Origin of the sequence: Frankia gtarii, from assembly GCF_025403375.1 — a bacterium.
GTDB classification, from domain to species: domain Bacteria; phylum Actinomycetota; class Actinomycetes; order Frankiales; family Frankiaceae; genus Frankia; species Frankia gtarii.
In genome coordinates, this window is sequence record NZ_JAMPTM010000315.1 from 1 (window position 1) to 7,425 (window position 7,425).

7 protein-coding genes are annotated in these 7,425 nt (G+C 74.7%); 2 read left to right on the forward strand and 5 right to left on the reverse strand.

What is annotated here, in order from left to right; translation table 11 throughout:
- The 3 genes from NBZ83_RS28060 to NBZ83_RS28070 all read right to left on the reverse strand — a co-directional run.
- Nucleotides 1-1,533, reverse strand: a 1,533-nt coding sequence (locus NBZ83_RS28060) for a glycoside hydrolase family 3 protein (RefSeq protein ID WP_261576126.1), incomplete at its 3' end; no start/stop codon positions are given.
- A 56-nt stretch (nucleotides 1,534-1,589) separates the two neighbouring features.
- Entirely contained in the window at nucleotides 1,590-2,378 is a 789-nt protein-coding gene (locus NBZ83_RS28065) for an SDR family NAD(P)-dependent oxidoreductase (protein WP_261565519.1), read from the reverse strand.
- A 191-nt stretch (nucleotides 2,379-2,569) separates the two neighbouring features.
- A complete protein-coding gene (locus NBZ83_RS28070) occupies nucleotides 2,570-3,412 on the reverse strand; it encodes an enoyl-CoA hydratase-related protein (protein WP_261565520.1) in 843 nt (280 codons plus the stop codon).
- Nucleotides 3,413-3,721: 309 nt separating this feature from the next.
- Here NBZ83_RS28070 and NBZ83_RS28075 point away from each other — a divergent pair, with 309 nt between their 5' ends.
- On the forward strand, nucleotides 3,722-5,320 hold the full coding sequence (locus NBZ83_RS28075; protein ID WP_261576127.1) for a DMT family transporter: 1,599 nt from the start codon (nucleotides 3,722-3,724) through the stop codon (nucleotides 5,318-5,320).
- A gap of 40 nt (nucleotides 5,321-5,360) precedes the next feature.
- Here the strand turns inward: NBZ83_RS28075 and NBZ83_RS28080 are convergent, their stop codons facing one another.
- Both NBZ83_RS28080 and NBZ83_RS28085 read right to left on the reverse strand, forming a co-directional pair.
- Nucleotides 5,361-5,927 carry a dihydrofolate reductase family protein gene (locus NBZ83_RS28080; RefSeq protein WP_261576128.1) on the reverse strand — a complete coding sequence of 189 codons (567 nt, stop codon included), beginning with the start codon at nucleotides 5,925-5,927 and terminating at the stop codon, nucleotides 5,361-5,363.
- Nucleotides 5,915-6,502: a metallophosphoesterase family protein gene (locus tag NBZ83_RS28085; protein WP_261565522.1), complete on the reverse strand. Its 588-nt coding sequence runs from the start codon at nucleotides 6,500-6,502 to the stop codon at nucleotides 5,915-5,917. Before NBZ83_RS28085 ends, NBZ83_RS28080 begins: the two co-directional genes overlap by 13 nt.
- A gap of 158 nt (nucleotides 6,503-6,660) precedes the next feature.
- Here NBZ83_RS28085 and NBZ83_RS28090 point away from each other — a divergent pair.
- Nucleotides 6,661-7,425 (forward strand): MFS transporter (locus tag NBZ83_RS28090; RefSeq protein ID WP_498041087.1); only part of this gene is annotated, 765 nt, incomplete at its 3' end.

Genomic DNA, 7,425 nt, shown 5'->3' on the forward strand with positions numbered 1-7,425 from the left:
GGCGGGCGGGCCGGCGTTTCCCGCCAGGACGATCGTCACCGGGGCGGTCCCGGCGGTGCCCGGCGCTGCGGAGCTGATTCCCCGGGCGGCCAGCGCCGCGCGCAGGCGGTCGGCTGCCGTCGACGAGCCGGCGACCGTGACCGGGCGACCCGCGCGCAGGGGGAGGACCCCGCAGTCCTGGGCCAGGACAGTGACCGACCGGGAGGCGACGCGGGCGGCCACGGCGGGACCGTCGCCGGCCGGAGCCTGGGTGGCATGCGCGAGGCGCCATTTCAGGTGCAGGACGCGGCGCGCCGAATCGTCGATCCGGCTGGCCGGGACCCGGCCGGTGCGCAGCGCCGTGAGCAGGCCGTCGCGGGCCTCGATGAGCCGGGGCGGCATCAGCAACAGGTCGTTGCCGGCGAGTACGGCGCGCACGGCGGCCTCGGCCGGCGAGTTCTGCCTGGTGATCGCCGCCATGTTCAGCGCGTCGGTGACGATGACACCGTCGAAGCCGAGCTGGCGGCGCAGCAGCGAGGTCACCACCGCCGGGGACAGCGACGCCGGGGACGCGCCGTCCAACGCGGTGGCGAGCAGGTGCCCCACCATCACCATCGGCACGCCCGCGGCGATGGCGGCCCGAAACGGCGCCAGGTCGACGGCGTCGAGCCGTTCGCGGGAGGACGCGACGACCGGCAGGTCGAGGTGGCTGTCCACCGAGGTCGAGCCGTGCCCGGGGAAGTGCTTCGCGGCGGCGGCCACCCCGGCCGAGGCGAAGCCGCTCACGGCGGCCGCGGTGAGGCGGGCGACCGCAGCCGGGTCGTCGCCGAACGACCGCTCGCCGATCACCGGGTTGGCGGGGTTGGTGTTGACGTCCGCGTCGGGGGCGAAGTCGACGTTGACGCCGAGTGCGCGCAGGTCCGCGCCGGTCACCCGGGCGGCGTCGCGCGCGTCCTCGACGCGGCCGTCCGCGCCCTGTGCCAGCTGATCGGGCAGCAGGGTCACCCCGTCGCGGATCCGCATCACCGGCCCCTGCTCCTGGTCGACGGCGACGAGCAGGGGGATCGCCGCGGCGCCCTGCAGCCCGGCGGTGAGGCCGAGGACCTGGCCGGGGGCGACGATGTTGTCGGGTAGCGCGCCGGGACCCGTGCCGCCGGCGTCGAACAGGACGACACCGCCGAGCCCGAGGTCGCGTACCGCGGCGGCGGCCGTGTCGGTCCCCGCGACCGTCCGGTTGCCGGCGAGCGCGATCGGGTCACGGTCGTCCGCCGACGTCCCGAACACGTAGCCCATGAGCAGTTGGCCGATCCGCTGCCCGGGAGTCATCCGTGTGAGTGTCGACTCCACCCACGCCGTCTCCGCGTCACCGGCCGCCGCCAGCGGGGAGGGACTCGCCGCCGGGGAGGGCGTGGGCGACGAGGTCGTCCCGGCCGACCCGACGGCCGCGCTCAGGGCCTGCCTGGCCGGGGGCGTCGCGCTGCGGGCGCCGAGACCGCCGGCGGTGTCCGGATCACGCCCGAGGCAGCCCGCGACCAGCAGAAGACAAGCCAGCACAACGATGACGGCACGCGGCGGCCGGCGCCGCCGTCCGCTCGGCACAGGTCGGCGGTTCAGGTGCTGGGGCGCAGGCCGCCGTCGACCTCGATGACGGTGCCGTTGACGAACGACGAACCCGGCGCGGCGAGGTCGCGGACCACGGTGGCTATCTCGGCGGGCTCCCCGCCGCGGCCCACCGAGATGCCCGCGACGATCCGCTCGTGCCACTCGGCCGGGATCGCCCCGGAGTACAGCTCGGTGTCCGGCACGTAGCCGGGGGCGACGGCGTTGACGGTCACCCCGTCGGGGCCGAAGTCGTTGGCGAGGCCGACGACGAGCCGGTTGAGCGCCGCCTTGGTGGCGGCGTAGCCGGGATCGCCGCCGGCACTGCGCGCCGACCTGGAGCTGATCATGATGATGCGCCCGCCCGGCCGCCGGATCGCGGGGCCGAGCGCCTGCGTGACCAGCAGGGCGCTGACAACGTTCTGCAGGTAGAGCGCCGTGTGCTTCGTCGCCAGGTCGCGCAGCGAGGTCACCGGCGCGGAGTGGGTGCCGCCCGCGTTGTTGACCAGCACATCCAGGGTGCCGAACTCGCCGGTCACGAACCCGGCGAGGCGTTCGACCTGGTCGGGGTCGGTGACGTCGGCGGCGAAGGACAGGACCGGCGGGCCGCCGACCTCGGCGTTGATGTCCTTGGCCGCGGATTCCAACCGATCGGGGCGGCGCCCGACGATGACGACCCGGTCGCCACGTTCGGTCAGCGCCCGCGCGATCGCCCGGCCTATCCCCGTCCCGCCGCCGGTCACCACGGCCGTCCCCGCCTGCTCGTTCATCGCCTGCCCGTTCATCGCCTGCTCACTCATCGCAAACGCCTCCTCGCGCCGATTCGATGTCGCAATGCGTCGGCTTGTACCCAGACGTCCCCAGTCTGGTCGATACCCCGAGGCCGGGTGCCCGTCACCCCCCCCGCCGGCCGCCGCGGTAGCGGTGCGGGTGGGGAACCGAGGTGATCCGGTAGCGCGGGCGCCGGCGATGATCTCGGCCAGCAGGCCGGTCAGGCTGGTGTAGGCCGGTCCGTCCCACCGGGAACGCGCTCGCGGAACTTCGGGGCGCGCTTGTCCCGGCGGGCGGCGACGCCCTCGTCGAAGTCGAACGCACGCAGGCCGGCGCGCATCACCGGCACGCTCGCCGCGTAGTGCTCGGCGAGCGGCGAGACGGCGGCATCGTCGATCATGCTGCGGATCATCGCCAACGAGTCCGGTGAACAGTTCAGGGCCAGGTCGCGGGCGTAGTCCAAGGCGGCCGGCAGCACCTCGGCGGCGGGCAGGACCCGCTGGGCGAGCCCCAGCTCGCCCGCCTCGGTGCCGAGGAAGACCCGGCCGGACAGCAGCAGGTCCGCGGCGGCGCCGGCACCGACCAGCCGGGACAACAGCCAGGCCGACCCGTACTCCGAGTACAGGCCCAGCCGGGAGAACGGCAACGACAGCTTCGCGTCCGCGGCGACGAAACGGATGTCGGCCGCCAGGCTGACCGCGAACGCCAGCCCGGCCGCCGGCCCGTTGATCGCCGCGATCACCGGCAGGCGTAGCGAGCGAATCATCGCGGGGCCGTTCTCCGGCGCGACGATCAGCGAGTCCCGCTCGTCGACCGGAGTGTGCGCCAGCATGGCGAGGTCCGCGCCGGCGGAGAAGGCCCGGCCCGCACCGGTGATCACCACGGCCCGGACCCGCTGGTCGGCATCGGCCCGCCGCAACAGCGCAAACAGCCGGTCGCCCATCGCCACGGTCAGCGCGTTCAGCTTGTCCGGACGATCGAAGGTGATCGTCGCGACCTGGTCGGCCACGTCGTACCGGACCGGGGCGTCATGCTCCGCGGTTGTCCGGGTGTCCACCGGCATCTTCCACCTGCCTCTGTCGCTCCGGTCACATCGGGGTGCTGTCCCTTCATACCGCCGGAGATGTTCGCGTGCGCGCCGTCTCGGCGTGCCTGTGGAGCGGTTGCGGTCGGCGTCCGGTGTGAGATGTGGCGCCCGCGGCGCCCGAACGGGGACGGATGAACGACCAGCGACCGTTATCTGGCCACCGGCATGGCACTCTGTGGGGACCGGCCGCCGAAGGGCCGGGCACACGCCAGGGGCCGGCGTCACGCGGCGACGGACGAACCGTCGCCAGCGGGCGCGACGGGACCACGGCGGGATCGAGGAGGCGTGGCGACCTATCTGCTCGGCCTGGGAGCCGCCGTGTGCTTCGGGGTGGCCGCTGTCATCCAGCAGCGGGTGGCCTTCCGCGCGCCACCCGGTGACGTCCTGCGGTTGCGGCTGCTGCTCTGGCTGGTGCGCCGACCGCTGTGGGACTTCGGCGTCGCCATCGGTGCCCTGGGCAGCCTGCTGGCCGGGGCCGCGCTGACCCACGGCGCCGTCGCGCTCGTCGAACCGTTGCAGATCTGCCAGCTGCTGTTCGCCCTGCCACTCGCCGCGTTGCTCGCACGCCGGGTGGTGCCGCGGCGGGACTGGATGGCCGCTGCCGCAACCGCCGCCGGACTTGCCCTGTTCGTGTTCGCCGGCAAGCCGGAATCGGGCGATTCCGAGGCCGCGACCTCAGGTGGCTGGGTGCTGACGGGCATCCTCGTCGGGCTGGTCGTGTTCGGCGCGGTCTGGGGGACGCGGCGGCTGGCGGCCGTGCGGCGCGCGCCGCTGCTGGCGGGCGCCGCAGGTCTGCTGTCCGCGCTGCAGGCCGCGCTCGTCAGCGCCGCCGGTCACCTGCTGACCGCTGACGGCGTCGACGCCATCGCCCGGTCCTGGCTTCCCTGGGCCGTCGCGGCCGTGGCGGTGATCAGCGCATTGCTCGCGCAGAGCGCCTACGAGATGGCCCCGCTGCCCGCATCGCTGCCCGCGTCGGTCAGCGTCGAGCCGCTTGCCGGTGTCGCGATCGGCGTGGGGCTGCTCGGCGGCGAACTGCGGCTGACTCCGTTCGCGCTCGCCGGTGAGCTGCTCGGCCTGATCGTGATGACGGTCGGCGTCCGGGCGCTGGCGCGTTCGCCGCTGATCACCGGGCAGCTCTCGCGGCTGGCGGCGCGGCAGGCCCAGGGCCGGCTGTCCCGGCTGGAGGAGCAGGTGCACCACGACCTGGAGCGGCTGCGTCACGACCTGCGGCGCAGCCGGCAGGCTGGGCCGAGCGGGCCGGCGGTTCGGCGCCTGCGCCGCCGCCTGCAGCGCGATCTGGACCGGATCGGCGAGGAGCTCGCGTGCCTCGCCGACGAACGGGACCGTTTCGAGGAGCAACTGCGCCCGCCCCGGCCGGCGCGGGCAGTCGCCGCGGTCCTGGCCGCGCGCCCCGATTCCCACCGGCGGCGCCCGATGCCGCGCGTCGCCGGTGCTGCCGCTCCTGCTGCCGCTGATCGTGCCGCCGGCGGGGTTGCCCGGGTCGGCGCCGCCGCCATCCGAACGGAACCCGACGGCCCAACCGTGCCCGGGACCCACGCGCCGATGCCAGGGGCCGCTGGCTCGGTGGCCGGGCCGGACGCTGGCCGCGCGGTCCGTCGCGTCGGCCGCCCGACCGGATCGACGGCGGCCGCCATCAGGCCAGGTTCGTCCGCGCCCGGGCCAGGTGTTCCCAGGGCGAGGTCAGGTGCGCGCACGCCCGGACCGGGGACTGCCCGAGACGTGCTCGGCAGCGACGTGGTGCCCGTGGAGGGTCTGATCGCCGCACGGCGCGAGCTGGACGCGCGGGCCGAGGAGCTTCGGCGGCAGGCCGACCGGCTGCGCCGTCACACCCGCCGGATCCTCGCCGCCGACGGGGCGGCCTGAGCCTCGGCCGTCCGCATCCTCGTCTGCGGGCGACGCGTCGCTACGGGGCGCCAGCGACGCGGTGGTGCAGGTGCACCACGCCGCTGTCGAACCGGCGCTGCCCGAGCAGCTCCAACCGGAGCCGGACGCCGTCCGGCAGCGCGCGCACACCCCCGCCCACCACGAACGGCGTGAGGAGCAGGCGACATTCGTCGACCAGGCCGGCCCTGATGGCATGGCCGGCGAGGGTGGGGCCGCCGATGGAGACGTCTCCCTCGGCTGCGGCAACCAGCCGGCGGACCGCGTCCGCATCGAACTCCCGCTCGATTCGGGTCCGCGACGTGAACACGTCGACGAGAGTCGTCGAGTACACCACCTTGTCGGCCGCCTGCCAGATCCGTGCGTAGTCGAGCATGGCGGGAGGCCTGTCGCCGTCGGTGGGCATCGTTTCCCAGGCCGCCATCACCTCGTACAGGCGGCGTCCGTACAGGTAGGTGCCGATCGTCCGTTCCAGGTCGTTGATGAAGGCGTGCACCTGCTCGTCGGGCGCCGCCCAGTCGAAGCGTCCGTCGGCGTCGACCACGTAGCCGTCGAGCGACGCGATCGCCGTGTAGATCAGCCTGCCCACGATGTACTCCCTCGGTCTGCCCGGCCGGACGGCAGTGAGTGCAGGACGACCTCGTCGAGGCGGCCGTCGGCGACCACCGCGGTCAGGTATGTGGCCGCGGGCTGGCGTCGACGGTCCGTGGGGGAGCCGGGATTGAGCAGGCGCAGCATGCCGCCCGGCAGCGGGTGTGCCACCGTGCCGGCCGCGACGGCCGGCCCGGGGGAGCGCTCGACCGTCGAATCCCACGGAATATGCGAGTGCCCGAAGACCAGCACGTCGGCATCGGGGTAGGCGGCCGCCATCCGGCGTTCCCGTCCTCGGACCGGGCCGGTCTCGTGGACGACCACGAAGCGCATCCCACCCAGGGTGGCCCGGGAGACCTCCGGCATGACCTCCCGGACGGCCGGGCCGTCGTTGTTGCCGTAGCAGCCGATCAGCCGCTCCGCCCGCGCCGCCAGCTCGTCGACGGCGTCCCGGCTGACCCAGTCGCCGGCGTGCAGCACCACGTCCGCCTCCTCGACCGCGGTCCACAGCTCGGCGGGCAACGCCCGCGCCCGCGTCGGAAGATGCGTATCGGACAGCAGGATCAGCCGCATCCGGCCAGTATGCGGTGCAGCGCTGGAGCGGGCTGGGTGCCCGCGTGGACGGGCGGGCGCGCGGCTGGGGACCGGGTGACGACATGGGGCGTGCGGCCGTGACCGGCGGGAACGACCCGCTGCGGCGTCGGCGCCTTACCCACGCTCGGATCGCGACCATGATCGCGCTGTTCGTCCTGGCCCTGGTGCTCGCGAGCTGGGCGCCGCGGGTGCCGCAGATCAAGGCCGACCTGCGCCTCGGCGACGGGCGGCTGGGGCTGGCCCTGCTCGGCGCGCCGGTCGGTGCCGTCCTGACCCTGTGGCTCGCGGGCATCGCGGTGACCCGCTTCGGCAGCGTCCCGGTGGTGCGCGCCACCCTGCCCGGCTACTGCGCCGTCGGATCGTTGTTTCCGTTCGTGGACGGTCAGTGGTCGCTGTTCGCCCTGCTCGCCCTGTGGGGTGCTACCAGCAGCGGCCTCGACATCGCCGCGAACGCCCAGGCCGTCGAGGTCGAACGCGGCTACGGTCGGCCGATCATGGCCACTGCGCACGCGGCCTGGACGGCCGGTGCGCTGACCGGCGCCGGGATCGGTACCGCCGCCGCGGCGCTGGCGGTGCCCGTCGGCGCCCAGTTCGTTGCGCTCGGCGCGATCGGCCTGGTCATCGCCCTACCGGCCACCTGGTGGATGCTTGCGGATCCGGTGGCGCCGATGACGGAGCCGGCCGGCGGGAAATCGGGCCCGGAACTCGCCGTCGGGCGGTCGGAGGAGGTGGCGACGGCGGCGGCTGAGCGGGGGGTGCGCAGGCGGCGCGGTCGCCGACTGTCGGGGCAGTTCGCGGCGCTGTGCGCCGTCGCGTTCGGGAGCTTCCTGTGTGAGGGGGTGGCCGCGGACTGGAGCGCGGTGTACCTCGCCGAGGTGACGGGGGCGGCCGCCGGGGGCGCC